The sequence below is a fragment of the Sedimenticola selenatireducens genome (assembly GCF_963675335.2).
In the GTDB taxonomy this organism is placed as follows: Bacteria; Pseudomonadota; Gammaproteobacteria; order Chromatiales; family Chromatiaceae; genus Sedimenticola; species Sedimenticola selenatireducens.
This window is the reverse complement of record NZ_CAXXYC010000003.1, coordinates 39417-65350: the sequence shown is the minus strand read 5'-3', so window position 1 is coordinate 65350 and position 25934 is coordinate 39417. Positions and strand designations below refer to the sequence as shown.

Here is a 25934-nt window from a genome sequence, read left to right as displayed (position 1 = left end):
GGGCTACTTCAGCCAGCCGTTGACCTGTTTCAGATCCTCGGTGGACAAATTGCCAGTGGCCTGTTTCAGTAGCAACCCGTTGAGAATGAAATCATAGCGCACCTGGGCGTAATTACTGCGGGCGCTGAACAGGTCGCGCTGCGCATTCAGTACATCCACCATGGTACGGGTACCCACCTCGAAACCGGCCGTGGTCGCCTCAAGGGCGCTCTGGGCCGAAATGGTGCTCGCCTTGAGTGCCTCCACCCGGCTGATACTGGACATCACACCCCGGTAGGCATCCCGCACAGAGCGGTTGACCGAGCGTCGCTGCTGATCCAGGGTCTGCTGCGCCGCCTCGTAGTCGAAGCGGGCCTGGCGGGTGCGTGAAGTGACCGCGCCACCGGTATAGAGCGGCAGGTTCAGTTGCAACCCGATCACCGTGGTGTGCAGATCGGTGCCGTTTTCGTTGTTGCTCACATCCAGCGAGTGCGAACCGACCAGGTCCAGGGTCGGGGAGTCACCGGAGTCCTGCAGGTCGATGTTCAGACGGGCAATATCAACCCCGTAGTTCGCCGCCTGCAGGGAGAGATTCTGGGTCTGCGCGGTCTCCGCCCACTGCTCCGGGTTTTGCGGCTGCGGCGGATTAAGCGGCAACTCTGCCGCCAGCGGGGCCAGGTCGTCGACCACCTGCATGATGATCTCCTGCTGTGCCTCCCGGGCGTTGTCCAGGGCGTTTTCCGCCTGTATCAGGTCGGCCCGCGACTGGTCGAAGGCGGCCTGTGCCTCATGCACATCGGTGATGGCGATCAGGCCCACCTCGAAACGCTGCTTGGCCTGATCGAGCTGACGGGCGATAGCCGCATTCTCCGCCCGGGCAAACTCCAGGCTGTCCTCGGCCGAGAGCACATTGAAATAGGCCTGCGCAACCCGAATGATCAGATTCTGCTCCTCGGCCGCGAAGGTCACCTCGGCCTGGGCAATCTGCCGATCGGCCTGGTCGAGTTGAACGTTGTACGCCTTTCGGTAAATCGACTGGGTGAGGTTGAGGCTGAGACCGGCAGTCGCGTAATTATTCGGATTGTCCGTTAAGGCACTCGAGGAGGAGGAGCTGTTTACGTCGGTGCGGACCAGGTTGGCATCACTGGAGAGACTGACGCTGGGCAGCAGTTGGGCCTTGGCCTGCGGGAGTGCTTCAAGGGCGGAATCCCGGTTTGCCATAGCCGCTCGCAACTGGGCGTCATTCTGCAGCGCGAGCTGATAAATCTCCAGCAGATCCTCCGCCTGAGCCCCGGAGACACCCAACAATTGACCTAGTAACAGTGTCAACAACAACTTTTTCATAGTTAATCCTGCACAGAATCGATAATCGCGAAATTATATCATTAAAGTAGTACCAGACCGGTGGGTTATTGTTCCATCGGCGGCACCAGCAACTGTGGATCGATCTGATATTGATGGAAGTTCATTCTCCAGTCCAGGTGCGCGCCGGTCACCCGACCGGTGGCTCCTACCCGGGCAATGGGCTCACCCTGCCCGATACGGTCCCCTTCCTTGACCAGGATCTCACTGAGATGCAGGAAAGAGGAGGAGAGGTGCTGACCATGATCCAGGATCAGTGTGCCGCCGGAAAAGAACATGTCGGGATGCACCAGCGTGACAATACCATCCGCGGGTGCACGTACCAGGGTGCCGACCGGTGCCGCCACATCCACGCCAAAATGGGGCCGGCGCGGCTGGCCATTGAGTATCCGCTGACTGCCGTAGACGCCTGATATACGCCCCTTCACCGGCCATTCCCAACCGCTCAGATAATCGGTGCGGGGGTCATCCCGTTTCCTGGCGGCCTTGACCAGTGCCGACTCCCGGCGAATGCGCTCAAGATCCATTTTCTCCGGGGTCACTTTACGCTTGGGCAGGTTGTCGATTCGCTGGATATTGTATTCACGCCGGGCGATTTTCAGGGTCTGCTCTTCACGGTGTCCATCCGGATAGGTCAGCCGCAGCCGGCTCTCTGGCGCATGGTCCCGATCAAATCCGAGGACAAAGTAACCCTGGTCGGAGACCCGCACCGCGATATCATCCAGTTGTACCTTTACCCCGGGTTCGGTTTGACCGACCACCAACCCGCCCTGCACATAATTGCCCTCCAGACTGTGACTGGCGTGACCGGGAGATGAGAAGAGCAGCATGCAGAAGATCAGCAGACTAGAGAGAGAGGGAGCTATTGGTTTCATTTTTTTGTTTGCTTTTCAATCATGCTTGTTTGAACAACGGACAGAGACCGGACTCTGAACATTATGAAGGCAAAGGGATCCGAAACACAGGGTTCTGGCTATGTTCAGATTTTGGTGTGCCAGTTAATCATGAAATAATGTCGGAGCAAATGATCACATGGAAAATTCTGACCCTGAATGACCGCGGTCGTTCCCCAGATGCGCAGTTAAATGACAGATAGCCGGCACACAGAGACAAAGATTCGCAGCAGGCACTACAGCTGGTCGGAAGTGGTCAGTATGGTATTTGAACACCGCAGCGAACTGGTGAAGGCGAATATTATCGCCATCCTGGGGACCTTTATCTCGGTACCCATCCCGCTGCTGATACCGCTGATTGTGGACGAAGTGCTGCTGGACAAACCGGGGCCCAGCGTGCCGCTGATGAATTCACTGTTTCCAGAATCCTGGCACTCGCCGCTGCTCTATATCGGTGTCATCCTGCTGTTGACCATGCTGATGCGCCTCGCCTCGCTGGTCCTGGGGGTGTGGCAGATGCGCCAGTTCACCATCATCTCCAAGGACGTCACCTTCCGCATCCGCCGCAGCCTGCTGAAACGGCTGGAGCGGGTCTCCATGGCCGAGTATGAAACCCTGGGCAGCGGAACGGTTGCCTCCCACCTGGTGACCGACATCGACGCCGTGGACAGTTTTCTCGGCGTCGCCACCAGCAAGTTCCTGGTGGCTGTGCTGAGCATCGTCGGTACCGCCGTGGTGCTGCTGTGGATGCACTGGCAACTGGCTATCGTGATCCTGTTGATCAATCCGATCGTCATCTGGATCACCACTATTTTCGGTCACAAGGTCAAGGCATTGAAACGGCGCGAGAACAGCGCCTACCAGGCGTTCCAGGAGAGCCTGGCCGAGACCCTGGACGCCATCCAGCAGATCCGCGCCAGCAATCGCGAGACCCACTATATCCAGCGCATCATCGGCAAGGCGGACCGGATACGTCAGCACTCCGCCGCCTTCACCTGGAAAAGTGATGCGGCCCAGCGCCTCTCCTTCACCACCGTGCTGTTCGGCTTCGACTTCTTCCGCGCCCTGAGCATGGTGATGGTGCTGTTCTCCGGTCTCAGTATCGGCCAGATGCTGGCGGTCTATGCCTATCTCTGGTTCATGATGGCGCCACTCCAGGAGATCCTGGCCATCCAGTATTCATACAACGGCGCCAAGGCGGCGCTGGAGCGCATCAATCAACTGATCCGAATGGATCTGGAGCCCAAATACCCTCATAACAAGGACCCCTTCCGGGGAGAAAACACCACCGATCTGCGGCTGGAACAGATCTGTTTCCGTTATGGCGACGGCCCGCTGGTGCTGGACAATCTCTCGCTCACCATCCAGGCAGGCGAGAAAGTGGCACTGGTAGGGGCCAGTGGCGGTGGCAAGACCACCTTGGTGCAGATCATTCTCGGGCTCTATCCGCCGGAATCCGGCAGCATCTATTTCAACGGCATTCCGGTGACCGAGATCGGCATGGACAAGGTGCGGGGGCACGTCGCCACCGTGTTGCAGCAGCCGGCCCTGTTCAACGACAGCGTTCGCATCAACCTCACACTGGGCAAACCCTGCAGTGACGAAAAGCTCTGGCAGGCACTACAGATCGCCCAGTTGGACGAGACCATCCGGGAGCTGGACAATGGACTGGACACACTGGTGGGGCGCGATGGCATCCGCCTCTCCGGCGGCCAGCGCCAGCGTCTGGCGATTGCCCGGATGGTGCTCACCGATCCCAAGCTGGTGATCCTGGATGAGGCCACCTCGGCCCTCGACACCACCACCGAACAACACCTGCATCAGGCGCTGCAGAGCTTTCTCAAAGGTCGCACCACGCTGATCATCGCCCACCGCCTGAGCGCGGTAAAACAGGCCGACCGCGCGCTGGTGTTTGAAGACGGCAAGATCATCGAACAGGGCAGCCATGAAGAGCTGATCAATAACCGGGGCCTCTACGCCTCACTGTACGGTCGCCAGGAAGTGTGAGCGGCGCCCTCGCCGCGAATTCGGCCCGGGGGCGGGCCTCCTACAGGGCATCCCTCCTCCCCGGCAACTACCCGCACCGGTAGGAACGGCGCCCTCGCCGCAAATTCGGCCCGGGGGCGGGCCTCCTACCGGGCATCCCTCCTCCCCGGCAACTACCCACACCGGTAGGAGCGGCGCCCTCGCCGCGATTGGGTCCGGGGGCGGGCCTCCTACAGGGCATCCCTCCTCCCCGGCAACTACCCGCACCGGTAGGAGCGGCGCCCTCGCCGCGAATTCGGCCCGAGGCGGGCCTCCTACCGGGCATCTCCCCTCCCAGGGGACTACCCCCACAGGTAGGAACGGCGCCCTCGCCGCGATTGGGTCCGGGCGCACTCCCTACAACCAAATGGCATCCCAATGTGGGTATTCTCCGATTCGGGTAACCAATCCTTTACGCAACGGGTTGGCCACAACATAGCGCGCCACGGCGGGAAGGTCTTCTTCCCTCCGTAATGCGTGATCGTGAAACCCTCGCTGCCAGAGCGCGCGATCCAACCGATGGGCCGATACCGACTTCACTGCACCGACTACCTGCGATAGCGAAGCCTTGCCCCGCAACTCCATCAGCCAGTGAAGGTGATCCGGCATCACCACATAGGCCAGTGTGCCGGCGCGACCAGCGCGTTGCTCCTGGCGTAATGCACGCACTAAGGATCTGGCCGCCTGAAATTCGGCAAACACCGGTCGCCGCAGCTTTGTCACGGTAGTCACCAGATAGATACGTCCGCCCTCAGAAAAACGGCCCTTACGCAGGTCACAACCGCGCCATCGCCTATAGCTGTCCACACACACCTCCCTGTGTTTTCCACCATGGACCTGTAACCTATTAGAGATTCGGCCCGAGGCGGGCCTCCTACAAGGATATTTAAATTCCGTGATAAAACCACCCGTAGGAGCGGCGCCTTCGCCGCGAATTCGGCCCGGGAATCCAACCACGAAAAAGGGGGCCGAAGCCCCCTTGGATACTACTCAGAGAAGGATCAGACCACTCAGGACTCACCCTCTTCCACGGCCTTCATGCTGAGGCGGACGCGACCCTGCTTGTCCACTTCCAGCACCTTCACCTTGACCACATCGCCCTCGGCCAGCTTGTCACTTACCTTCTCGACCCGCTCTTCGCAGATCTGGGAAATGTGCACCAGACCGTCACGGCCCGGCAGGATGGTGACAAAGGCGCCGAAGTCCATCAGGCGGACCACCTTGCCCTCATAGATGGCACCTACTTCAACATCGGCGGTGATCAGCTCGATACGCTTTTTCGCGTCCTCACCGGCAGCCTTGTCGACTGAGAAGATCTTCACCATACCGTCGTCACTGACGTCGACCGTGGCGCCGGTCTCTTCGGTGATGGAGCGAATGGTGGTGCCGCCCTTGCCGATCACGTCACGGATCTTGTCCGGATCTATCTTGATGGTAATGATCCGGGGCGCATGCTCAGACATCTCTATGCGGTGAGTATCAATCGCCTTGTTCATCTCTTCCAGGATGGTCATGCGTCCATCCTTGGCCTGATCCAGGGCGATCTCCATGATCTGCTTGGTGATACCGTCTATCTTGATATCCATCTGCAGCGCATTGATACCGTTGGAGGTACCCGCCACCTTGAAGTCCATGTCGCCCAGATGATCCTCGTCGCCCAGGATATCGGTGAGCACGGCGAAGGCGTCATCCTCCTTGATCAGACCCATGGCCACACCGGCTACCGGCGCCTTGATCGGCACGCCGGCGTCCATCAGTGCCAGGCTGGTGCCACAGACCGAGGCCATGGAGCTGGAGCCGTTGGACTCGGTGATCTCCGAAACCACGCGAATTGAGTAGGGGAACTCCTCCAGGGTCGGCATACAGGAGAGCACACCACGCTTCGCCAGACGGCCGTGGCCGATCTCACGACGCTTGGGAGACCCGACACGCCCGGTCTCACCCACACAGAAGGGGGGGAAGTTGTAGTGCAGCATGAAGGGCTCGCGGTAGGTGCCATCCAGCGCATCGATGATCTGTGAATCACGTTCAGTACCGAGCGTGGTCACCACGATAGCCTGTGTCTCGCCACGGGTAAACAGGGCGGAACCGTGGGTCCGCGGCAACACGCCGGTCCGAACGGTGATGGGGCGCACGGTCTTGGTGTCGCGGCCGTCGATACGTGGCTCGCCGGAGAGAATCCGGCCACGAACAATCTTCTTCTTCAGCTTGCCGACCGCATCCTTGACTTCGCCTTCACTCCACTTGGCGTCATCACCGGTGCACAACGCCGCAACAGCCGCGCTGGTTGCCGCATCCAGCTGGTTGTAGCGCTCCATCTTGTCCGCAACCGAGTAGGCCTGTTTGATGGCTTCACCAGCTGCCGCGGCAACGGCTTCGCTGAGTGCCGCATCGTCAACCGGTACGCTGTACTCCATGATCGGCTTGCCGACCTCGGCCGCCAGTTCCTTGATGGCATTGATGGCAACCTGCATCTGTTCGTGACCGAACAGTACCGCCCCCAGCATCACCTCCTCGGAGAGTTCTCGCGCCTCGGACTCAACCATCAGCACCGCATGCTCGGTACCGGCAACGACCAGGTCCAGGTCGCTCTCATCATTGAGACCGGTCTTGGCGGCATTAAGAATGTAGTTGCCATCCTTGTAACCGACGCGGGCCGCACCGATCGGTCCCTGGAAGGGTAGACCGGAGATGGCGAGTGCCGCGGAAACGCCAATGAGAGACGGAATTTCCGGATCCACGTTCGGATTCAGTGACATCACGGTGCAGATGATCTGCACTTCGTTGGTGAAGCCCTTGGGAAACAATGGGCGGACCGGGCGGTCGATCAGCCGGCAGGTGAGAATCTCCTTCTCCGCCGGACGACCCTCACGCCGGAAAAAACCACCCGGGATCTTGCCCGCGGCATAGGTCTTCTCCTGATAATCCACTGTCAGCGGGAAAAAGTCCCGCCCTTCAATAGCACTCTTGGCGCCAACCACGGTGCACTGCACCACGGTTCCGTCCATGTCGATCATGATCGCGCCGTCCGCCTGGCGGGCGATTTCGCCGGTCTCCAGGCTTACGGTGTGTTCACCGTACTGAAATACTTTCTTGGTAGGGGTCACAATAGTGTCCTCAATTTTGGTTCAGGTTCGGGTTAGCGACGCAGGCCTAGACGCGAAATCAGTGAGCGATAACGTTCAACATCTTTGGACTTCAGATAGTCCAGCAGCTTGCGGCGAGAGTTCACCATGCGCACCAGTCCACGCCGGGAGTGGTGATCGTGTTTATGAGCAGCAAAATGCTCGGTAAGCTGGTTGATGCGAGCGGTCAACAGGGCTACCTGCACCTCAGGGGAACCGGTGTCGTTCGCACCCTGCGCATATTCTTCAACAATCGCCTTTTTCTGTTCTGCATTAAATGCCATTTTCGTTTCCTCACTGTAGTCAAATTAAGAAATCCGCGCCCGACAAGTGGGATCAGGGGCGGACTTTAACCCGCTGATGCGGGCGGTTTATGATCACCGAACAGCCTGGCTGAGCCGCGCGGGATCTGTAAACGGGGGATTATGATGGGTTTTAGAGTGGCAATCAATTGCCGTTGCCTTATTCAGGCATTAACAGACTATATCCGTTCGCTAAATCATCCGCTTTGGCGCCACCCGCCCATCATCCAGTATTTCACCAACACCAATAAACCGGTCTTTGTCATCATAGATTCGCACCCGTCCTTTCGTGGGTGCCTTGGGCACGATTACCGGCTGCCCCTGGCAAAGATAAAAGGTGCTGTCAGAACTCAACCGCACTTCTGGCCAATCCATGATGGCACTGTCCACCGGCAGGAGCAGCGCATCCAATGCCTCCCTGCCCTGTTCGGCGATCGCTTGCAGCGTCACCATATCTACCATGTTTTCACCCGAAAACGGTCCAACCTGGGTGCGTCGTAAGCCCACCACATGGGCACCGCAACCCAGCGACTTACCGATATCCTCGGCCAGTGTGCGGATATAGGTCCCCTTACTGCAGTGGACCTCCAGTTCGAATTCCGGCAGATCACAGCCGAGCAGCCGGATCTCATGAATAGTCACCCGACGCGCTTCCCGCTCCACCTCGACACCGTCTCGCGCCAGCTTGTAGAGTCGCTCGCCCTGATGCTTCAGGGCCGAATACATCGGAGGAATCTGGTCGATCTCGCCGAGAAAATTTTCCAGTGAAGCGGCAATCTGTTCGGCGTTCACCGCCTCCGTCGAGCACCGCTCCAGCAGATCCCCTTCGGAATCACCAGTGGAGGTGGTTTCACCCAGTCTGATGCGTACCCAGTAGCGCTTGTCGGCATCCAGCAGGAAGGCCGAAACCTTGGTGGCGCCACCAAAGCAGATCGGCAACAGTCCGGTGGCCAGTGGGTCAAGACTGCCGGTGTGGCCCGCCTTGCTGGCAAAATAGATATTCTTGACCTTCTGCAGCGCCTTGTTGGAGCTCTCGCCCAGCGGTTTATCAAATAGCAGAATACCCTGGACATGGCGTCCACGCTGACTTCTACGCCCCATCAGTCGTCATTCTCATCATGATCCGGATGATCCGACTTTACCGCCTGCTCAATCAGCGACGTAAGCCGGCTACCCCGCTCAATCGACTCATCGTGCACAAAGTGCAGTTCCGGTACGGTGCGCATGCGCATGCGCTGCCCCAGCTCATGGCGCAACCGGGGTGCCGCCTGCTTCAGCATCTTGCTGACACCACGTTGATCGAGTTCACCACCGAGAAAGGTGAAATAGATCTTGGCATGGGAAAAGTCCCGCACCACCTCTACCGCCTGTATGGTGACCATGCCTATTTTGCGGCTGTCGAAGCTGGTGCGCACCAGCTCGGCAAGTTCACGCTGAATCTGCGCACCCACCCGGTCGGTTCTTTTAAATTCGCGTGCCATCGGCTTGTTCGTTCAGAATCAGAGATGACGGGCAATTTCGGTGCGTTCAAAGACTTCGATCTGATCACCCGGTTTGACATCATTGTAGTTCTTCACGCCGATACCACACTCGGTACCTGCCTTCACCTCGGTAACATCATCCTTGAGCCTTCTCAGCGATTCCAAAACCCCTTCGTAGATCACCACGTTCTCGCGCAGCACACGAATCGGATTGTTACGCTTGACCACGCCCTCAACCACCATGCAACCGGCAATGGCACCGAGCTTGGATGAGCGGAACACATCGCGCACCTCGGCCAGACCGACGATCTCTTCCCTGACTTCTGGAGAAAGCAGACCGGACAACGCCTTTTTCACATCATCAATCACTTCATAGATGATACTGTAGTAACGAATATCCAGACCGCGATCTTCCGCTGCGCGACGCGCAGCCGCATCGGCACGCACATTGAAACCGATCATGAAGGCGTCCGAAGTAGCCGCCAGGTTGACATCGGTTTCGTTAATGCCACCGACCGCAGAGGCGACCACTTTGACCTTCACTTCGTCGGTCGACAGTTTGAGCAACGACTCGCGCAACGCCTCGACACTGCCCTGTACGTCGGCCTTGATAATCAGGTTAATAACACCGACGTCGCCTTCGGTCATCTTGGAGAAGAACTCATCCAGCTTGGCTGCCTTCTGAGCTGCCAGCCGGTTATCACGATTGGTTTCCTGACGAACCGATGCCAGTTCGCGCGCCTTGCGCTCGTCGGCTACCGCAATCACTTCGTCACCGGCATTCGGCACGCCCGAGAGTCCAAGTACCTCAACCGGAATCGAGGGGCCGGCCGATTCAATTGGCTGGCGGTTTTCATCCAACAGCGCCCGCACCCGGCCGAACTCCTGTCCGCACACCAGCATGTCGCCCTTTTGCAGTTTGCCGGACTGAACCAGAATTGTTGCCACCGGGCCACGGCCCTTGTCCAGACTGGATTCAACCACGATACCGCGGGCCGGTCCGTCTTCAACGGCGGTTAGCTCAAGCACTTCCGCCTGCAGCAGGATCGCATCCAGCAGACTGTCCACACCGTCACCCGTTTTAGCGGAGACTTCGATAAACTGGGTATCGCCACCCCAATCCTCCGGAATCACCTCATGCTGGGTGAGTTCCTGCTTGACCCGGTCCGGGTTGGCTTCCGGTTTATCCATCTTGTTGATGGCGATGATCATCGGCACACCGGCCGCCTTGGAGTGCTGGATGGCCTCAACTGTCTGCGGTTTGGCACCATCATCCGCCGCCACCACCAGCACCACAATATCCGTTACCTTGGCGCCGCGCGCGCGCATGGCAGAAAATGCCGCGTGTCCCGGAGTATCCAGGAACGAAATCATGCCGCGATCAGTTTCCACGTGGTAGGCGCCGATATGTTGGGTGATACCACCTGCCTCACCAGCCGCCACGCGGCTGCTACGGATGTAATCCAGTAGTGAGGTTTTGCCATGATCAACATGTCCCATGATGGTGACAACCGGTGCGCGATGCACCAATTCGCCCTGGACATCGTCCAGCGAGCTCATCACCTGAGCTTCGATACTATCGTCTTTCTTGGTCACCGGCACATGGCCCAGCTCTTCAACTACCAGGGTAGCCGTGTCGTGATCCAGGGGCTGGTTGATGGTAACCATCATGCCCATCTTCATCAGCTCCTTGATGACGGCAGCTGCCTTAATGGACATCTGCGAGGCCAGTTCGGCTGCAGTGATACTCTCCGGCACCACCACTTCCCGCACCATGGGTGCAGTTGGCTTGACGAAGCCGTGCTGCGAATCTGCCTGGGAAGAACTCACCTTGCCACGTCCGGCCTTGCCTTTCCGACGTCCCCGCTTATCAGCGGAGACATGGAGCTTTTTCCGGCTATCGCTATCGTCATCGTCGCTACGCCCACGCCCGGCGTGCGCGCGAGTCTCTTTCTTATGACCTGTTCGCTTGACTGGACGCTCTTCCGCCTCTGGAACCGGTATGACTTCAGCCTCGACAGGTGCGGCGACTTTCTCTTCCGCTTTGGGCTTGCTTTTACCGCCTTCAGCCGTTTCGCGCTCTTTACGCTCCTGCTCTTCCAGCAGACGTGCCGCTTCCTGCTCCGCCTGCCGCTGTTTCTCTTCCTCTTCCCGTAGCCGGGCCTCTTCCGCCAGACGCTTGTTCTCTTCTTCCCTGACCTTTTCCAGCTCGGCCAGTCTCAGCGCATCTTCGGCGTCACGGCGCGCCTGATCTTCGGCAGCAATCTGTTGTCGTTTTGTCGCTTGTTCATCCAGCGCCTTGCGTGCCGCCTCGGCGTCCTGCAGGGTCTTCTCATCTTCACTGGCTGAGCCACGTTTCACGTAAGTGCGCTTGCGCCGCACCTCAACACTCACGGTCTTGCCCGCGGTTCGCACCGCACCTCTGCCACCCGGTCCCCGACCACCTGCCGCCGGCTGTTGCAACTCGCTGACCGTTTTACGCTTCAGGGTGATTTTCCGTGGGCCGCCGGATGAGGCTTCATCATCCTTCTTGCCATGGCTTTCCCGCAGATGCCCTAACAGCTGTGCCTTTTCAGATACACTGACCTGATCATCAGCGCTGTTTTTAATAACCCCGGCATCTTTCAGCTGGGTAAGCAGGCGCTCTTCTGCAATACCAACATCTTTTGCGAGCTGCCTTACCGTTACATCACTCATAGGAAAGTACCTCCGGCAACCTTAGCTCTGCTGCTCATCCGCGAACCAGGGGGCACGTGCAGCCATAATCAACTGCGCCGCCTTCTCCTCGTCCATACCATCAATAACCATCAATTCATCAACCGACTGTTCCGCCAGATCTTCCATGGTGATGATTCCCCGGCTTGCCATTTCGTAGGCCAGGTCTGAATCCATCCCATCCATGCCGAGCAAATCTTCCGCCGGACCCTCACCCATTGCCTCTTCCTTGGCGATCGCCTGAGTCAGCAGGATCTCCTTGGCTCGATCACGCAAGGCGTCGACGATCTCCTTGTCAAACTCTTCAATTTCCAGCATTTCACTGATCGGTACATAGGCCACCTCGTCCAGCGTGGTAAAGCCTTCCTGCACCAGAATCATCGCCACCTCTTCATCCACATCAAGTTGCTTCATGAAGTTGTCGACAAACTCGCGCACCTCGGCCTCGCTCTGGGCCTCGGCGTCGGTTTCGTTCATGACATTCAGTTCCCAACCAGTCAGTTCACTGGCGAGCCGCACGTTCTGACCGCCGCGACCGATGGCCTGGGAGAGATTGTCCTCGCTGACCGCAACGGTCATGCTGCCGGAATCCTCATCCACCACAATGGAGGCGACATCGGCCGGAGACATGGCGTTGATCACAAACTGGGCAGGATTATCATTCCAAAGAATAATATCCACCCGCTCACCATTAAGCTCATTGGAAATCGCCTGTACGCGGGAACCGCGCATACCGACACAGGCACCAACCGGATCGATGCGCTGGTCATTGGTCTTGACCGCAATTTTAGCCCGCAGACCCGGATCACGCGCGGCACCTTTGATCTCGATCAGTCCCTCACCGACCTCCGGCACCTCCAGCTTGAACAGTTCAATCAACAACTCCGGACAGCTCCGGCTGACGAACAGTTGGGGACCACGTTGTTCCGAGCGCACCTCATAGAGATAGCCCCTGACCCGATCGCCGGAGCGTACCGGCTCGCGAGGAATCATCTGGTCGCGCAGCACGATTGCCTCGGCATTACCACCAAGGTCCAGGGTCACATTGCCCCGATCCACCCGTTTCACGATGCCGGTCACCAGCTCACCGATGCGCTCCTGGTACGCCTCGACCACCTTGGCCCGTTCCGCTTCACGCACTTTCTGTACGATTACCTGTTTGGCGGTTTGCGCTGCAATTCGGCCAAAGGCAATAGAATCCATGGGTTCTTCAATGAAATCGCCCACCTGAATATCCGGATTAGTTTTACGCGCATCTTCAAGCAGAATCTCTTTCTCTGGATTCAGCTCTTCACCGGCCTCTACCTCTTCAATAACTTCCCAGCGACGGAAACTGGAGTAATCACCGGTCACGCGATCCACCTGAACACGTACCCCGATATCGCCTCCGTGTTTTTTTCGCGTGGCAGAAGCGAGCGCATACTCGATCGCCTCGAAAATAATCTCTTTCTCGATGTCCTTTTCATTGGACACGACATCAACGACCAGTAGAATCTCTTTATTCATCTGTCTCAACCCAATCAAAATTCAGGCACTAATCGCGCTCTATCAATCATATCCAGCGGCAGGGCAGTCTCTTCGCCGTCCACAACCACCAGGACCATACCATCCAGAACGCCCTTCAGGACGCCTTCAAACCGTCGCCTGTCATGCAGCTTCGTACGCAACCGGACACTGATCTTCTGACCGGCAAATCGCACATAATCCTTTTCAAAAAACAGCGGTCTATCCAGTCCTGGTGACGAAACCTCAAGGCTGTAGTTTTCCTTGATCGGATCTTCAACATCCAGCACCCCACTGACCTGGTGACTGACCGTGGCACAATCATCCACGCCAATCCCCTCTTCATGATCAATATAGATACGCAGTAGCGACCCGCCCCTTCCCTGACTCAGATACTCTACGCCCACCAGTTCATACCCAAGAGGCTCAACCGCCCCCCGGACAATCTCGATCAAGTTTTCAGATGCGCCCGCCATATTCGCCAATAAAAACCAGAAACAAAAAAAGGGCCATTGGCCCAAGTACACAGGTAGCCGACCTTTGGCCGGCGACACCAATAAAAAAACCCCAGACGGGGTCCTTCTTAACGCAATGAATTTACTGATTTTTCATTGCTAACCGTCATGCCGGCTACCGAATCGCGCTGATTATACCCGTGAGACGCTCGTCATGCAATCGGCTGGAGGGCGATGGTTAGGCTACGCCTTTAGCCAACCTGGCAGACAAGACCTGCCAGCAGGGATGGCAGCGTCACTTTCCAAACTGACTTCATTCCTGCATCGAAAATAGATGGTAACTCTGTGACTGCGACCGGAATCATCAAAAGGGGTCGTACCTGGGCGATCCTTGTCCTGTTTTGTAGTAGGCAGAATGACCCACGCTTCGCGTTCGCGCTGCACGCCTGCAGCGCTTGTCGAACCTGCTGTCTGGATGTCGTAGGTTCGAACGTTCTGTTTTCGAAAAAAGAAAAAGGGCCGCACTTTGGCGACCCTTTTCTTGTTTGGTAGCGGGGGCAGGATAACTCACGCTTCGCGTTCGTGCTGCACGCCTGCGGCGCTTGTCGAACCTGCCGTCTGGATGTCGTAGGTTCGAACGTCCTGTTTTCGAAAAAAGAAAAAGGGCCGCACTTTGGCGACCCTTTTCTTGTTTGGTAGCGGGGGCAGGATTCGAACCTACGACCTTCGGGTTATGAGCCCGACGAGCTGCCAGACTGCTCCACCCCGCATCTGGAGCGCAGATAATACGCAGATGAAAACACTTTGACAACCCCTCTCTGTTTAAATAATTGCATTCAGCGAATTATCCGTCATCACGCACATTTCCCTGCCCTTTTCAACCCTATAAAAAACCAAAGGCCCTGTCACCGGGACAGGGCCTTGATTGGCAATGGCAGAAAAATTTCCGTAGCAGCTATCCGAATGCGGCCGCACAGAGAGACAACAGGCTGGCAGGGAACATGCCCAGGACCAGCATGGAAAGTCCGTTTATCGTCAGGGCAATCTGTGTATCCATACCCGCTGTCAGTGGCGTCTCATCCACAGGCTTGTCAAAGTACATCAGTTTAACGATGCGCAGGTAATAGAAGGCACCGATGATGGAGAAGAATACGCCCACCAGGGCCAGCCAGGTCATATCGATACTGATGACCGCCTCCAGCACAAACATCTTGGCGAAAAAGCCGACGGTAGGCGGTACGCCCGCCATGGAAAACATGACCAGCAGCATCATTCCGGCGAACCAGGGGCTACGCTCGCCTAGACCTTTGTAGTCTTCCAGGTTCTCGGCCTCGAAGCCCCGACGGCTAAGCAGCATCACGATGCCGAAGGCGCCGAGTGCCATGATGGCGTAGACGATGCTGTAGAACATGGCGGCGGTATAGCCCTTGCTGGTGCCTGCGAGAATACCGAGCAGGATAAAGCCGACATGGGAGATGGTTGAATAGGCCAGCATGCGCTTGATGTTACCCTGCGCGATGGCGAATACGTTACCCACACCCATCGAGAGTATCGCCAGAATCACCAGCATATACTGCCAGTCTCCATGCAGCCCCCCCAGACCATCCACCAGCATGCGCATGGCCAGCGCAAAGGCGGCAATTTTTGGGGTACTGCCCAGGAAGGTCACCACCGCAGTCGGTGCCCCCTGGTAGACATCCGGCACCCACATGTGGAACGGCACAGCGCCAAACTTGAACGCCAGCCCGATCACCACGAACACCAGCCCGAACACCAATACCATCTTGTTGACATCCGGATTGGCCAACCCTTCGCTAACGGCCTGGAAGCCGATTGAGCCGGTGGCGCCATAGATCATGGAGATACCGTACAACAGCATGCCGGAGGCCAGCGCACCCAGCACAAAATACTTCATTGCCGCTTCAGAGCCATCTTCAGAATCCCGGTTGAAGGCCACCAGTGCATAGAAGCAGAGCGCCAGCAGTTCCAGTCCGAGATAGACCGTGAGGAAGCTGTTGGCCGAAACCATCACCATCATGCCCAGCACGGCGAACAGGCCCAGAACGTAGTATTCACCCTTGAACAGATCCCGGTCCCGCAGGTACTCCTTGGAGTAGAGGAAGGCGCCGCCACTGATGATAAAAATGGCGATTTTGAGTATGTCACTCATGCCATCCCTCACCACACTGCCATCAAACACAATGCGTGTTTCCGCCGGCGCCGTCATCAGAGTGATAACAATGGCCAGCAACAGGCTGATCTGCGTCATGCCGTAACTGATTACCCGCTGCTCATCTTTTAGGAACAGATCCACCACCAGGACCACACAGGCCGCCGTCAGGATAAAGATCTCCGGTAATACCGGTATCAGGCTGGATGTATCAAATTGCATCGAATCTCACCAATTCCTTGAATAGGGCCGGTTAGGGTATTTTTGTTACAGCAATATGTTTCAACAGGTTGGCGATCGAGACGTCCATCACCTCGACCAGCGGCGCGGGCCAGAGACCCAGAATCAACACGGCGGCCGCCAGGGAGCCGAGCACCAGGAACTCGCGCCCATTGATATCCTGCAGTGCGGCGACCTTGTCGTTTGCCACCGCGCCAAACACAACGCGCTTGATCATCCACAGCGTATAGGCGGCACCGACAATCAGCGTTGTGGCGGCCAGGAAGGCAAACCAGAAGTCGGCGCGGAAACTGGCCAGGATCACCATGAACTCACCAACAAATCCTGAGGTACCGGGCAGCCCAGCGTTGGACATGGCAAAAAACACCATGAAGCCCGCGAAGATCGGCATGGTGTGAACCACGCCACCATAATCGGCGATCTGACGACTGTGGATGCGGTCATACAACACACCGACACAGAGGAACATCGCCGCGGAGATGAAGCCATGCGATACCATCTGTACCATGCCGCCCTCCATGCCCAGTATCGCACCGCCGCTGGCATTACTATTCTGCGCGATCATGAACACGATAAAGAAACCCAGCGTCACAAACCCCATGTGCGCGATGGATGAGTAGGCGATCAGCTTTTTCATATCCTGCTGCACCAGCGCCACAAAGCTGATGTAAACGATGGCAATGAGGGATATGGTGATAATCAGCCAATCCAGGTGATTGCTTGCATCCGGCGTGATCGGCAAGCTGAACCGAAGGAAGCCGTAGCCGCCGATCTTCAGCATGATGGCCGCCAGAATGACCGAGCCACCGGTCGGCGCCTCTACGTGCGCATCCGGCAACCAGGTGTGCACCGGCCACATGGGCACCTTGACGGCAAACGCCAGCAGGAAAGCAATAAAGATCAGGATCTGTACATCCAGACCCATCTTCAGGTCATGGAAGGCCAGGATATCGAAGCTATCGGCCTGGAAATACATGTAGATCAGGGCGACCAGCATGAACACCGAACCAAAGAAGGTGTAGAGGAAGAACTTGATAGTCGCATAGACCCGGTTCGGCCCGCCCCAGACACCGATAATCAGAAACATCGGAATCAGCATGGCTTCCCAGAACACATAGAACAGCATGGCATCGAGTGCGGAGAATACACCGACCATGACCCCTTCCATAATCAGAAACGCCGCCATGTATTGGGAAGGCTTGTACTGAATGACCTCCCAGCCGGCGATGATTACAAAAATCGAGATGAAGGTAGTCAGGATGATCAACGGCATGGATATACCGTCAACACCCAGGTAGTACTCGATCTTGAACAGTTCGATCCAGCTCGCACGCTCAACGAACTGCATGCCGGCAGTGGTCGAGTCAAACCCTGAGTAGAGCGGCAGACTCACAATAAACGTGAGGATCGCAAAGGTCAGAGCCGTCCAGCGAGTGGCATTGGCTGCCTTGTCTCCACTTGCGAGAACCAGTAAGCCACCAACGATTGGCAACCAGATGGTCAAACTGAGAATGGGCCAGTCTGCTAACATGCGATGCGTCCTACCTTTCTTAAGCGATCACGAACCAGGTCAGCAGAACAAGCAGACCCAGAATCATGGCAATTGCGTAATGGAAGAGATAACCGGTCTGGATGTTACGAACCCAGCCAGCGAAGCGACCGATCGACCGGGCGGAGCCATTGATGATCAGGCCGTCAATAAGCCCCTTGTCGCCCATGCTCCACAACAGGTTTCCGATGCCCCGACTACCCCCGGCAAACAGCGCCTGATAGGTTTCGTCAAAGCCGTATTTTTTGTCCAGTATCTGGTAGATACCCACGCTCTCGAAGCGCTTCTTCCAGGCCACAGCCAGCGCCGGCTTCTTCATGTAGAAGATGAAGGCTACCGCCACCCCCGAAGCTGCCAACAGGGTCGGCAGTCCGAAGATGCCGTGGGTGAAGAAGGCCCAGGTGCCATGGAATTCAATCTGGCCCAGGGTGTTATGCTCAGGCAGGACAAAGAGAGCATCCTTGAACCAGTCACCGAATACCATGTCGCCCACGGTGAACATACCAATGAACAGCGACGGCACGGCCAGAGCTATCAACGGCCAAGTCACCACCTTGGGTGACTCATGCAGGTGCGCCCTGGCATGCTCGTCCCTTGGGCCGCTGCCATGGAACACCAGGAAGTACATACGGAAACTGTAGAGTGCCGTGATGAACACACCCGAGACAACAGCAAAATAGGCATACCCGGAGCCGGCAATGGTGGAGTGGTGCACCGCCTCGATAATCGCATCCTTGGAGAAGAATCCAGACGAGCCCGGCAGGCCGATAAGAGCCAGTGAACCGATCAGCGAGGTGATCCAGGTGATCTTCATATACTTACGGATACCGCCCATGTTGCGGATATCCTGGTCGTGATGCATACCGATGATGACCGAACCGGCTGCCAGGAACAGCAGTGCCTTGAAGAAGGCGTGGGTCATGAGATGGAATACACCGGCCGCGTAGGCGGAAACGCCCAGGGCTACCATCATGTAACCGAGCTGGGACAGGGTCGAATAGGCCACCACCCGCTTGATGTCATTCTGCACCACGCCGATCAGGCCGGTGAACAGGGCCGTGGTAGCACCAATAACCAGCACGAAGGTCAGCGCTGTCTCGGACAACTCATAGAGCGGCGACATGCGCGCCACCATGAAAATACCGGCCGTCACCATGGTGGCGGCATGGATCAGCGCGGAGATCGGTGTCGGACCTTCCATCGAATCCGGCAACCAGACATGCAGCGGTACCTGTGCCGACTTGCCCATGGCGCCGATGAACAGGCAGATGCAGATCACCGTCATCAGCGACCAGGCGCTATCCCCGAACAGGGTGATCTGGGTATCCGCCAGCCCCGGAGCCAGCTTGAACACCTCGGCATAATCCAGGCTGTTGGTATACATGGCAACCGCAGCGATTCCCAGGATGAAGCCAAAGTCGCCGACACGATTGACCAGGAACGCCTTCAGGTTGGCGAATACCGCAGTTTCCCGTACCGACCAGAATCCGATCAGCAGATAGGAGACCAGGCCCACCGCTTCCCAGCCGAAGAACAGCTGCAGAAAGTTGTTGGACATGACCAGCATCAACATGGAGAAGGTAAACAGCGAGATATAGCTGAAGAAACGCTGATAACTGTTGCTGCCGGCCAGGCTGCCCTTTGGCCAGTTCTCTTCGTCATGCGCCATGTAACCAATGGTGTAGATATGCACGCAGAACGAGACGAAGGTCACCACCACCATCATCATGGCGGTCAACTGGTCCACCAGGAAACCGATCTCCATGCGAATGCCGTCACTCACCATCCAGGTGTAGACGCTGTCGTTATAAATACCGGTTGTGCCGTTAATAAACTGCAGCAACACATAGAATGACAGCAGCATCGACAGGCCAACGCCACCGCTGGTGATCCAGTGCGCGCCGGCGCGACCGATACGCGAGCCCATAAAGCCGGCGATGATTGCGCCAATCAGGGGCGCCAGCACGATAAGGAGATATATCTTGTCCATGCTTAACCCTTGAGAGTATCCAGATCTTCAACATTAATGGTGCGCTTGTTGCGGAACAGCACCACAAGAATCGCCAGGCCGATAGCCGCCTCCGCCGCCGCCACGGTCAGGATAAAGAACACAAACACCTGTCCGGCGGTATCACCCAGAAAATGTGAAAAGGCGATAAAGTTCATATTTACAGCCAGCAGCATCAACTCCACACACATGAGCAGAATGATGACGTTTTTCCGATTCAGGAATATGCCCGTGACGCTGAGTGAAAACAGTATTGCGCCGAGTATGAGATAGTCTGAAAGTGCAATCATGTCGGCTCCAATCAATCCTCTGCATCCATTTTGATCACCCGCAGGCGATCGGCCTTTTTCACACGAACCTGCAGGGACGGATTCTGATACTTGGTCTCAGGGCGTCTGCGCATGGTCAATCCGATGGCCGCGATGATACCTACCAGCAGAATCACGGCCGCCACTTCAAAGGGATACATGTAGACGGTATAGAGCACGCTACCCAACTCTTCCGTGTTGTTGTAGCCGGCTGGCTGTGCCACCGGCGCCGGCACCTTATCCAGTCCGAAGTTTGCCGGACCCACTACCATAAAGATCTCGACCGCCATCACCAGGGCCACCAGCGCGCCAACCGGCATATAGCGGATGAACCCGGCCCGCAGCGTGGCGAGATCGATGTCCAGCATCATCACGACGAACAGGAACAGCACCATGACCGCGCCGACGTAGACGAGAATCAGCACAATCGCCAGAAACTCCGCCTCCGCCAGTAGCCAGATGCCGGCACTGGAGAAAAACGCCAGCACCAGAAACAGGGCCGAATGCACGGGATTGCGCCGCGTAATGACCATGGTGGCAGCAAACACCAGGATGGCCGCAAACAGATAAAAGACAAACTTCTCGAATGTCATGGGTTATTCCAGTTTCAGTTTTTAAAAACCACTTTTACCGATACTTGCCGTCTGCACGAATGCATTCAGCCAGGGCCGCCTCATGTTTATCACCAACAGCCAACAGCTTTTCCTTGGTCATGACAGCGTCCTGACGGTTTTCAAAGTGGTACTCGTAAATCGGTGTTTCGACAATTGCGTCAACCGGGCACGCCTCCTGGCAATAACCGCAGAAGATGCACTTGAACAGGTCGATGTCATAGCGTGAGGTCCGCCGTGACCCGTCTGGCAGCGGTGGTGACACCTCGATAGTGATTGCCACCGCCGGACAGGTTGCCTCGCACAGTTTGCAGGCAATGCAACGCTCTTCACCATTCTCATAGCGCCGCAGGGCATGCAGCCCCCGGAAACGCGGAGAGATCGGAGCCTTCTCCTCGGGATACTGAACCGTAAATTTCTTTTTGAACAGGTATCCGCCGGTCACCCTCAAACCCTTGAGGAGTTCCAGCATGGCCAGACTTTTGATGTAATCGCTCAGCATTTTCATCTTTCATCCAACCTCAGCTAAACCAGGCAAATCGGTAGACGACCATGACCCCGACCACCAGAATCCAGACGATAGTGATCGGAATGAATACCTTCCACCCCAGGCGCATGATCTGGTCGTAGCGATACCGCGGGAAAGTGGCGCGGAACCAGAGGAAGAAGAAGCCGGCAAAAGCGGTCTTCAGGAACAGCCAGTGAATCCCGTCACCCAGCAGGAACACGCCGTCCACCCAGCTTGCGGGCAGCGGCGACAGCCAGCCGCCCAGGAACAACAACGCTGTCAGGGCGGAGATCAGGATCATGTTGGCATATTCACCGAGGAAGAATACGGCAAACGGCATACCGGAATATTCCACATGGAATCCGGCGACGATCTCCGACTCACCCTCGGCCACATCAAACGGAGCGCGATTGGTCTCGGCCACACCGGAGATGAAATAGATCAGGAACAGCGGAAACAGCGGCAACCAGAACCAGCCAAAGATACCGGCATCACTCTGCTGTGCCCGCACGATCTCGCCGAGATTAAGACTGCCTGCGGCCACCAGCACGCCGACCAGGGCAAAGCCCATGGCGATCTCATAGGCCACGATCTGCGCCGCCGAGCGCATCGCGCCCAGGAAGGCGTACTTGGAGTTGGAGGCCCAACCGGCGATGATAACGCCATACACACCGATCGAGGTGAGGGCCAGAATATAGAGCAGTCCGGCGTTCAGGTCGGCCAGCACCAGGCCATCGGAAAACGGGAACACCGCCCAGGCGGCCAGCGCCGGGCCCAGGGTCAACAGGGGCGCGATCAGGAACAGGACCTTGTTGGCCTTGGTCGGGATCACGATCTCCTTGAACATCAGCTTGACAGCATCGGCGATCGGCTGCAGCCAGCCTTTGGGGCCAACCCGATTGGGACCGATACGCACCTGCATGTAGCCGATAAGCTTGCGCTCCGCGTAGGTAAAGTAGGCCACGCAGAGCATCAGCGGCGCGACGATCACCACGATTTTAATCAGGATCTGCAGAACGATCAGATTTGTGCCCAGCCATTCCCAGAAAGTTATCAATGAATCCATCGCTTAAACCTTCTCCAGGGTCACTTCACCAAACTGTGCGCCAAGCATCTCACTACCGGCCAGCGCGGCGGGTATACGGACACAACCGTTTGGTACGTTGGGGTCAATAAATATCGGCAGTTGGGCGCGGCTGCCATCCTGTACAGCGATGGCGGATTCACCGGCGGCGACCCCCTGTCGGGCCGCTTCGTCACTGTTTATATAAATACCGGCCGGTATGGCATCGCGGGTCTGCTGCAGCGATGCCGCGTGTCGTACCAGCGGGTCCAGTGCGTAGATCGGCACGTCACCAATTCGCTGCAATCCACCGGCACCGGCTTGTGGTTCCAGGCCAGTCGCATCAGCAGTCACATTATCAGGCGTCACGCCCGCAATTGCCGTCCTGATCTCCGCCAGTACTTCTTCCGAACTGATATAGTCGAAGCCCGGGACCTCCAGCAGATTACCCAGCACGCGCAGCACCTTCCAGGCGGGACGGGTATTTCCGGCCGGGGTGATGGCGCCGGCAAAGGATTGCAATGTGCCGGCCGCGTTGACATAGCTGCCTGAGGTCTCGACAAACAGGGCCGTCGGCAACAGTACATCGGCAACGGCATCCAGATCGGCGCTTCTATAGGCGGTCATTGCCACCACAAATCCGGCCTGCTCAAAGGCGCTACTGGCCTTTGCCGGATTCCATAGATCCAGGCCCGGTTGAATACCCATCAGCAGATAGGCCTTGCGTGGCTGCTCCAGCATCGCCTGAGCATCATTGCCCTCGGTACCCACGGCACCGACCAGGCGGGCTCCCACGCTGTTAGCCGCTTCCGGCAGGTAGCCCAGCTTCACATCACAGGCCTTGGCGATGGCCGCTGCCAGTGAGCGCAGGATGGCGAAGTCGCCATGTGCGGTCGCCATATTTCCCAGCAACAGGGTACCGTTTGCGGCTGATTTCAGACTGCCGGCGATGGCCTGATGTTGTTCGGAAACAACGGCCGAATCGATCAGCGCGCCAGTGGCGCCTGCCGCCTTGGCCACGGCCGCCAGTTCATCGAGCATGCCCGCCGGAGAGACGACCTGTTGTTGCGCCACATAGTTCAGATCCAGCTCAAGCGGGTTGATGAAGCTGATTGTGGCGCCTTCCAGTGCGGCCTTGCGCAGACGGTGTCCCAGCAGCGGCTGCTCCTTGCGGATGTTGCTGCCGATCAGCAGGGCGGCATCCAGCTTCTCCAGGGCCTCGATAGATTGTCCCAGCCAGGGGACGCGGGGCTCTTCGCCACGGAAATCACCCTGTCGCAGACGGCTGTCGATCGCCTCGCTGCCCAGGGCCCTGACCAGCTTCTGCGCCAGAAACAGCTCTTCCAGGGTCGACGCCGGAGAGAGCAGTGCTCCGAGGTCAGCACCGGCCGCCTTCAGACCCTTGATGGTCTCGGTCAAGGCCTCGTCCCAGCTCGCCTGAGTCCATTCCCCATTCTTCTTGATCATGGGAGAGGTGAGGCGCTGTTCGCTGTAGACGCCTTCGTAACTGAAGCGGTCGCGATCCGAGATCCAGCACTCGTTGACCGCCTCGTTCTCTTTCGGAACCACCCGGATCAACTCATTGCGGCGTACATGCACATGAACATTGGAACCGACCGAATCATGCGGTGCGATGGTGTCGCGCTGGATCAACTCCCAGGCGCGCGCCTTGAACTGTGACGGTTTGGAGGTCAGTGAGCCGACCGGACAGACATCAATAATGTTGCCCGAAAGCTCTGAATCCACACTCTTTTCTATATAGGTGCCGATGGTCATGTGTTCACCGCGACCGGTGGCACCGAGTTCGCGGATACCGGCAATTTCGGCGCCAAAGCGGACACAGCGCGTGCAGTGAATGCAGCGGGTCAGATCGGTGACGACCAGAGGGCCGATATCCTTGTCCCGGACGATACGCTTGCCTTCAACGAAACGGGAGATATCGCTGCCGTATCCCATGGAGATATCCTGCAACTCACACTCGCCGCCCTGATCACAGATCGGACAATCCAACGGGTGGTTGATCAGCAGAAACTCCATGGTGCCCTTCTGCGCGGCCAGCGCGACAGGAGAACGGGTAAACACCTTCATCCCGTCATTCACCGGCGTGGCACAGGCGGGCAGCGGTTTGGGTGCACGCTCGACCTCAACCAGACACATCCGGCAGTTTGCGGATATGGATAGCTTCTTGTGATAACAGAAACGGGGGATATCGATGCCGGCGGCGTCGGTCACCTCGATCAGCATCTGACCGGGCGTGGCCTGTATCGCCTTACCATCTATCTCGATTGTAATCGTCTGGTCTTCAGACATTGATTTAGTTCTCTAACCAGTAGCCGTAAATAACGTTCAATGCGGGCGCGGCCTCAGCCGACCATGCATTTCTTGTGTTCAATGTGATACTCGAACTCGTGCCGGAAGTGCTTCAGCATGCCTTGTACCGGCATGGCGGCGGCATCGCCCAGGGCGCAGATAGTGCGGCCGGCGATCTTCTGCGTGACGTCATCCAGCAGCGCCAGATCCTCGGGGCGTCCTTCGCCACGCTCGATCCGGCTTACCACGCGGTAGAGCCAGCCGGTGCCTTCGCGGCAGGGAGTACACTGGCCGCAGGACTCCTCAAAATAGAAGTAGGACATGCGTTCCAGCACCTTGACCATGCAGTTGGTGTCATCCAGCACGATCACGGCACCCGAACCGAGCATGGAACCGGCCTTGGCAATGGCGTCATAATCCATGGTCAGGTCCATCATCTGGTCACCCGGAATGATGGGTGCGGAAGATCCGCCAGGGATGACGGCCTTGATCTTGCGGCCGTCTTTCATACCGCCCGCCATCTCCAGCAGGGTCGAAAACGGCGTACCGAGGGGTATCTCAAACACACCGGGGTTATTCAGATTGCCCGAGATGGAGAACAGTTTGGAGCCGCCGCTGTTTTCCACACCCAGCTGTTTGAACCACTCGCCGCCCTTCTCCATGATGACTGGAATGGAGGCCAGTGACTCGGTGTTATTGATAATGGTCGGCCGGCCATAAAGTCCGAAATGAGCCGGAAACGGTGGCTTGTAACGGGGCTGACCCTTCTTGCCTTCGATGGATTCCAGCAATGCGGTCTCCTCGCCACAGACATAGGCGCCGCCGCCCAGGTGCGAATGGAGCTGGAAATCAAACCCGGAACCGAGCAGATTGTCGCCCAGAAAACCGGCCGCCCGCGCCTCTTCCAGTGCCGCCTCGAAGCGCTCGTAAGGCTCCCAGAACTCGCCACGGATATAGTTGTAACCCACGGTAGCGCCGATGGCATAACCGGCGATAACCATACCCTCGATCAGCTGATGCGGGTTGTAGCGCAGGATATCGCGATCCTTGAAGGTACCGGGCTCGCCCTCATCCGAGTTGCATACCACATACTTCTGACCCGGCGCATTGCGGGAGATGAAGCTCCATTTCAGACCGGTCGGGAATCCGGCACCGCCACGACCGCGCAGGCCGGAGGACTTGACCTCCTCGATCACCTGCTCCGGTGGAATTTTCTCCTTGAGGATCTTGGTCAGTGCGGAGTAGCCGCCGCGGCTCTGGTAGGTCTCCAGCAACCAGGGGCGCTCAAGATCATTATTTCTGAGACAGACTTCGTTTGCCATGATGC

20 protein-coding genes and 1 tRNA gene are annotated in these 25934 nt (G+C 57.4%); 1 reads left to right on the top strand and 20 read right to left on the bottom strand.

Translation table 11 applies throughout. The features are described from left to right. Positions 1-3 precede the first annotated feature (3 nt). Positions 4-1323, bottom strand: a complete 1320-nt coding sequence (locus ACHZBF_RS03925; protein WP_029135020.1) for a TolC family outer membrane protein — start codon at positions 1321-1323, stop codon at positions 4-6. 65 nt (positions 1324-1388) lie between these two features. Continuing rightward, positions 1389-2216: a M23 family metallopeptidase gene (locus ACHZBF_RS03920; RefSeq protein WP_273440800.1), complete on the bottom strand. Its 828-nt coding sequence runs from the start codon at positions 2214-2216 to the stop codon at positions 1389-1391. 279 nt (positions 2217-2495) lie between these two features. Between ACHZBF_RS03920 and ACHZBF_RS03915 the strand changes: the two genes are divergently transcribed. Then, positions 2496-4241: an ABC transporter ATP-binding protein gene (locus ACHZBF_RS03915; RefSeq protein ID WP_321527732.1), complete on the top strand. Its 1746-nt coding sequence runs from the start codon at positions 2496-2498 to the stop codon at positions 4239-4241. Positions 4242-4616: 375 nt separating this feature from the next. Here the strand turns inward: ACHZBF_RS03915 and ACHZBF_RS03910 are convergent, their stop codons facing one another. The 18 genes from ACHZBF_RS03910 to nuoF form a co-directional block, all read right to left on the bottom strand. Further along, positions 4617-5066: an REP-associated tyrosine transposase gene (locus ACHZBF_RS03910; RefSeq protein WP_321527731.1), complete on the bottom strand. Its 450-nt coding sequence runs from the start codon at positions 5064-5066 to the stop codon at positions 4617-4619. A 203-nt stretch (positions 5067-5269) separates the two neighbouring features. Continuing rightward, a complete protein-coding gene (gene pnp, locus ACHZBF_RS03905) occupies positions 5270-7366 on the bottom strand; it encodes a polyribonucleotide nucleotidyltransferase (protein WP_029135017.1) in 2097 nt (698 codons plus the stop codon). Positions 7367-7398: 32 nt separating this feature from the next. Then, positions 7399-7668 (bottom strand): 30S ribosomal protein S15, encoded by a 270-nt coding sequence (gene rpsO, locus ACHZBF_RS03900; protein WP_029135016.1) that lies wholly within the window; start codon positions 7666-7668, stop codon positions 7399-7401. Between the two features lie 210 nt (positions 7669-7878). Beyond that, on the bottom strand, positions 7879-8787 hold the full coding sequence (gene truB, locus ACHZBF_RS03895) for a tRNA pseudouridine(55) synthase TruB (RefSeq protein WP_029135015.1): 909 nt from the start codon (positions 8785-8787) through the stop codon (positions 7879-7881). Further along, the gene (gene rbfA, locus ACHZBF_RS03890; protein WP_029135014.1) at positions 8787-9167 is read right to left on the bottom strand and encodes a 30S ribosome-binding factor RbfA; all 381 of its coding nucleotides are present in this window, start codon (positions 9165-9167) and stop codon (positions 8787-8789) included. Before rbfA ends, truB begins: the two co-directional genes overlap by 1 nt. An 18-nt stretch (positions 9168-9185) precedes the next feature. After that, the gene (gene infB, locus ACHZBF_RS03885; protein ID WP_029135013.1) at positions 9186-11864 is read right to left on the bottom strand and encodes a translation initiation factor IF-2; all 2679 of its coding nucleotides are present in this window, start codon (positions 11862-11864) and stop codon (positions 9186-9188) included. A gap of 21 nt (positions 11865-11885) precedes the next feature. Then, the gene (nusA, locus tag ACHZBF_RS03880) at positions 11886-13388 is read right to left on the bottom strand and encodes a transcription termination factor NusA (protein ID WP_029135012.1); all 1503 of its coding nucleotides are present in this window, start codon (positions 13386-13388) and stop codon (positions 11886-11888) included. 14 nt (positions 13389-13402) lie between these two features. After that, the gene (rimP, locus tag ACHZBF_RS03875; RefSeq protein ID WP_029135011.1) at positions 13403-13861 is read right to left on the bottom strand and encodes a ribosome maturation factor RimP; all 459 of its coding nucleotides are present in this window, start codon (positions 13859-13861) and stop codon (positions 13403-13405) included. Between the two features lie 672 nt (positions 13862-14533). After that, positions 14534-14610: transfer RNA gene (locus ACHZBF_RS03870), tRNA-Met, on the bottom strand. Positions 14611-14795: 185 nt separating this feature from the next. Continuing rightward, positions 14796-16232: an NADH-quinone oxidoreductase subunit NuoN gene (nuoN, locus tag ACHZBF_RS03865; protein WP_273441101.1), complete on the bottom strand. Its 1437-nt coding sequence runs from the start codon at positions 16230-16232 to the stop codon at positions 14796-14798. A gap of 31 nt (positions 16233-16263) precedes the next feature. After that, positions 16264-17781 (bottom strand): NADH-quinone oxidoreductase subunit M, encoded by a 1518-nt coding sequence (locus ACHZBF_RS03860; RefSeq protein WP_029135009.1) that lies wholly within the window; start codon positions 17779-17781, stop codon positions 16264-16266. Between the two features lie 19 nt (positions 17782-17800). Beyond that, positions 17801-19789 (bottom strand): NADH-quinone oxidoreductase subunit L, encoded by a 1989-nt coding sequence (gene nuoL, locus ACHZBF_RS03855; RefSeq protein WP_029135008.1) that lies wholly within the window; start codon positions 19787-19789, stop codon positions 17801-17803. Positions 19790-19791: 2 nt separating this feature from the next. Further along, entirely contained in the window at positions 19792-20097 is a 306-nt protein-coding gene (nuoK, locus tag ACHZBF_RS03850) for an NADH-quinone oxidoreductase subunit NuoK (protein ID WP_029135007.1), read from the bottom strand. An 11-nt stretch (positions 20098-20108) separates the two neighbouring features. Continuing rightward, positions 20109-20708 carry an NADH-quinone oxidoreductase subunit J gene (locus tag ACHZBF_RS03845; protein ID WP_029135006.1) on the bottom strand — a complete coding sequence of 200 codons (600 nt, stop codon included), beginning with the start codon at positions 20706-20708 and terminating at the stop codon, positions 20109-20111. 34 nt (positions 20709-20742) lie between these two features. Then, positions 20743-21234, bottom strand: coding sequence for an NADH-quinone oxidoreductase subunit NuoI (gene nuoI, locus ACHZBF_RS03840; protein ID WP_029135005.1), 492 nt, complete (start codon positions 21232-21234; stop codon positions 20743-20745). Positions 21235-21247: 13 nt separating this feature from the next. Beyond that, on the bottom strand, positions 21248-22300 hold the full coding sequence (gene nuoH, locus ACHZBF_RS03835) for an NADH-quinone oxidoreductase subunit NuoH (protein ID WP_051302739.1): 1053 nt from the start codon (positions 22298-22300) through the stop codon (positions 21248-21250). 3 nt (positions 22301-22303) lie between these two features. Next, on the bottom strand, positions 22304-24607 hold the full coding sequence (gene nuoG, locus ACHZBF_RS03830; RefSeq protein ID WP_321527730.1) for an NADH-quinone oxidoreductase subunit NuoG: 2304 nt from the start codon (positions 24605-24607) through the stop codon (positions 22304-22306). Positions 24608-24660: 53 nt separating this feature from the next. After that, positions 24661-25929, bottom strand: a complete 1269-nt coding sequence (nuoF, locus tag ACHZBF_RS03825) for an NADH-quinone oxidoreductase subunit NuoF (RefSeq protein ID WP_029135002.1) — start codon at positions 25927-25929, stop codon at positions 24661-24663. Positions 25930-25934: the final 5 nt, after the last annotated feature.

Coding starts and splice junctions, on each gene's coding strand:
- ACHZBF_RS03925 (WP_029135020.1), bottom strand. CDS start 1,323: ATGAAAAAGTTGTTGTTGACACTGTTACTAGGTCAATTGTTGGGTGTC.
- infB (WP_029135013.1), bottom strand. CDS start 11,864: ATGAGTGATGTAACGGTAAGGCAGCTCGCAAAAGATGTTGGTATTGCA.
- ACHZBF_RS03860 (WP_029135009.1), bottom strand. CDS start 17,781: ATGTTAGCAGACTGGCCCATTCTCAGTTTGACCATCTGGTTGCCAATC.
- rpsO (WP_029135016.1), bottom strand. CDS start 7,668: ATGGCATTTAATGCAGAACAGAAAAAGGCGATTGTTGAAGAATATGCG.
- truB (WP_029135015.1), bottom strand. CDS start 8,787: ATGGGGCGTAGAAGTCAGCGTGGACGCCATGTCCAGGGTATTCTGCTA.
- nuoF (WP_029135002.1), bottom strand. CDS start 25,929: ATGGCAAACGAAGTCTGTCTCAGAAATAATGATCTTGAGCGCCCCTGG.
- nuoN (WP_273441101.1), bottom strand. CDS start 16,232: ATGCAATTTGATACATCCAGCCTGATACCGGTATTACCGGAGATCTTT.
- nuoL (WP_029135008.1), bottom strand. CDS start 19,789: ATGGACAAGATATATCTCCTTATCGTGCTGGCGCCCCTGATTGGCGCA.
- ACHZBF_RS03915 (WP_321527732.1), top strand. CDS start 2,496: ATGGTATTTGAACACCGCAGCGAACTGGTGAAGGCGAATATTATCGCC.
- nuoI (WP_029135005.1), bottom strand. CDS start 21,234: ATGAAAATGCTGAGCGATTACATCAAAAGTCTGGCCATGCTGGAACTC.
- nuoK (WP_029135007.1), bottom strand. CDS start 20,097: ATGATTGCACTTTCAGACTATCTCATACTCGGCGCAATACTGTTTTCA.
- nuoG (WP_321527730.1), bottom strand. CDS start 24,607: ATGTCTGAAGACCAGACGATTACAATCGAGATAGATGGTAAGGCGATA.
- rimP (WP_029135011.1), bottom strand. CDS start 13,861: ATGGCGGGCGCATCTGAAAACTTGATCGAGATTGTCCGGGGGGCGGTT.
- nusA (WP_029135012.1), bottom strand. CDS start 13,388: ATGAATAAAGAGATTCTACTGGTCGTTGATGTCGTGTCCAATGAAAAG.
- ACHZBF_RS03845 (WP_029135006.1), bottom strand. CDS start 20,708: ATGACATTCGAGAAGTTTGTCTTTTATCTGTTTGCGGCCATCCTGGTG.
- nuoH (WP_051302739.1), bottom strand. CDS start 22,300: ATGGATTCATTGATAACTTTCTGGGAATGGCTGGGCACAAATCTGATC.
- rbfA (WP_029135014.1), bottom strand. CDS start 9,167: ATGGCACGCGAATTTAAAAGAACCGACCGGGTGGGTGCGCAGATTCAG.
- ACHZBF_RS03920 (WP_273440800.1), bottom strand. CDS start 2,216: ATGAAACCAATAGCTCCCTCTCTCTCTAGTCTGCTGATCTTCTGCATG.